The organism is Meiothermus hypogaeus (assembly GCF_003574035.1).
Classification (GTDB): Bacteria; Deinococcota; Deinococci; order Deinococcales; family Thermaceae; genus Meiothermus; species Meiothermus hypogaeus.
Map to the genome: position 1 here is coordinate 1 of NZ_QWKY01000149.1, position 2707 is coordinate 2707.

Genomic DNA, 2707 nt, shown 5'->3' on the forward strand with positions numbered 1-2707 from the left:
CCAAGGGGCGGTATCGCCCTCCGCTACGCGGATAACTTCCAAGGGGCGGTATCGCCCTCCGCTACGCGGATAACTTCGGTCGGGTTAGTTCGTCACCCTTTGGTGACGAACTAACCGAATCTGGTATAAGCGGGGTTGCTGCCCTTCGGGCCAGAAGGGTACTATCTGGGTCAAAGGCCCCATTCCAATACCCTTGACCTTTTGCTCCCCCTCTCCCCCACCCCAAAACGCCCCGGTCATCTGTCCCGCCTTGCAGCGCTAGCATAGGATCATGGAAATGATTTCACGAACCGGTAAGGCCCTGGGACGCAGCGAGGTAGAAAAGGTCTATCAAAGCAAGCTGGTTGACCTAGAACTGGCCGCCGGAATGGTCAAGAGCAACTCGAGGATCTACGTCTCGGGGAATGCTGCCACCCCTACTCCCCTCCTGGAAGCCCTGGCCCAGCGGAAAGGCGAGTTGGAAAACGTTGAACTGGTTCACGTGCTTCAAATGGGCTCCGACCCCTTTCTGGCCCCCGAGATGGAGGGCCATTTTCGCCGACGTTCGCTATTTGTAGGCCCCGCCGACCGGGAAGCCGTCAATAGTGGGCGGGCCGACTATGTACCCGTTATGCTGCATCAGGTTCCCTGGCTATTCAAGCGGGGGGTTTTGCCCCTGGATTATGCCCTGGTGCAGGTTTCGCCCCCAGATGAGTTTGGCTTTGTCAGCCTGGGGGTGGAAATCATCGCAGCCAAGGCTGCAGTAGAGAATGCCCGCCGGGTCATTGCACTGGTTAACCCGCAGATGCCCCGTACCCTGGGAGACACCTTTGTACACGTCTCCAAATTTGCCGCCTTTGTGGAGGTGGACTTCCCCCTACCGGTGTTGCCCAGGGACACTTTTGGAGAGGTCGAGGCCAAAATTGGCAAATATGTAGCCGACCTTATTGACGATGGCTGTACCTTGCAGATGGGAATTGGCGCCATCCCCGATGCCGTGCTAGCCAACCTGACCGGACGGCAAGACCTTGGCATCCATACCGAGATGGTTTCCGATGGGGTGATGGAAGCCCTGGAAAAAGGCATCGTAACCGGACAGCGCAAGAGCCTGCTGCCGGGCAAGGTGGTGGGTACCTTCGTGCTGGGCTCCGAACGGCTTTACCGCTTTGTCCACAACAATCCCCTCTTCGAGATGCGACCCGCCGATTGGGTTAACGATCCCTTCAATGTGGCTCGTAACGACAACATGGTTGCCATTAATTCAGCCCTCGAGGTAGACCTCACCGGTCAGGTTTGCGCCGATTCCATTGGCACCCGTATCTACTCCGGCTTCGGTGGGCAGCTCGACTTTATCCGAGGCGCAGCAGCCAGCAACGGTGGAAAACCCATCATTGCACTGCCCAGCACCGGCAAGAACAACACCTTGAGCCGTATTGTTCCACTGCTAAAACCCGGCGCAGGGGTTGTGACAACCAGAGCCGATGTCCACTATGTCGTGACCGAATATGGGGTGGCCGAACTCTTTGGCAAGAGCCTACGCGAGCGTGCCCAAGCCCTTATAAGTATTGCCCACCCCAACTTTCGCGAAGAACTTAGTAAAGCCGCTTTCGAGCGTGGGCTGCTGCCCAAAAGCTTTCCGGGTTTTTCGCCTACAGGATAATACCGGATTCAAAAAGACAGTTTACAAAACCAAAAAAAACATAGGTTGTCTTTTTGAATCCTAGAGCACACCCCTCCCTTGAGTACCGGCGCTAGCCGGGGGCCGATGGCCCTTCACTGTCGGTCGGCGAAGAAAGCGTCTCCCTTTGGTCGGGTTGATTCGTTACCGAAGGGAGACGCCGTCCCGCCAAGGCTGGGCAAACGACCATTAGGGAGGGGTGTTCTACGGGATTCGAAAAGCCAGCCAGCAGGGTTTTAGGGTAACTCAATTGGGATTTCCAGTGCTCGAGGGTTGCTCAAAGCCCAGCGCCTGGTACATCTGGTCAATGCTACGAGAGATATCGCTGGTGGTTTTCTCGACCTGGTCAATATACTGCGGCACCAAAGGGTCGTCGTGGCTCACATCCTCGCAAAAAATCTGCCAAAACTTCCGCACACTCGCCAGCCCTTCACTGAGTTTGGGTTCCCGGCTGACCCACGACTTGAAAGCAGGGTGGGACTCGACCCGGCACAAACGAAAACTCTCTACCTCAATTTGCACCAACAAATTCTTAATTCGTATTTGAATGGACATACCTCATGTTAAGAGAATTCTTGCCGCAGGTGGCGTAAACCCGGGCGTTATCTGGTGTGGCAATCCTATAGCGTAACTACGGATTTGCTAGCAGAAGATTCATAAGCCGCCAGGGCAACCTGCATAGCCTGGTAGCCATCCTGCCAGGTTACGCTGGGTGGGCGCTGTTCACGAATGCTGGCGATAAACTCCTCGAGCATGGCCCGGTTGGGGTCGGGACCAAAGCCCACCCAGCCAGGGTTGCGATCTGCTCCGCGTGAATACAGCGTTAGGTGTTGCGCGAACGCATCCAACACCAGGGTGCCCTTTTCCCCTACTACTTCCATTTTAAGGTGGCCCCAGCGGGGGTACCAGGTAGGGCGGCTCCAGACTCATCTAAAGAATTCGGTTGAGTAACGAAGTGGTGTGATGATGGGTAAAAACCAACATTTTGGAGAGGATTGGTTTGAAAGCCGTTGCCAAGCAGAGAGGGAATGTTGTATTGGACGGTGACGA

2 protein-coding genes and 1 pseudogene are annotated in these 2707 nt (G+C 55.6%); 1 reads left to right on the forward strand and 2 read right to left on the reverse strand.

Annotation, left to right across the window (positions count from 1 at the left end; all coding sequences use genetic code 11):
* Nucleotides 1–271: 271 nt before the first annotated feature.
* The gene (locus tag Mhypo_RS17515; RefSeq protein ID WP_119342501.1) at nucleotides 272–1639 is read left to right on the forward strand and encodes an acetyl-CoA hydrolase/transferase family protein; all 1368 of its coding nucleotides are present in this window, start codon (nucleotides 272–274) and stop codon (nucleotides 1637–1639) included.
* A gap of 264 nt (nucleotides 1640–1903) precedes the next feature.
* On the opposite strand, the gene Mhypo_RS17520 is transcribed toward Mhypo_RS17515, so the two are convergent.
* On the reverse strand, nucleotides 1904–2212 hold the full coding sequence (locus tag Mhypo_RS17520) for a hypothetical protein (RefSeq protein ID WP_119342502.1): 309 nt from the start codon (nucleotides 2210–2212) through the stop codon (nucleotides 1904–1906).
* 65 nt (nucleotides 2213–2277) lie between these two features.
* Nucleotides 2278–2550, reverse strand: a pseudogene (locus Mhypo_RS17525) (Gfo/Idh/MocA family oxidoreductase); the annotation flags it as partial.
* Between the last annotated feature and the right edge of the window lie 157 nt (nucleotides 2551–2707).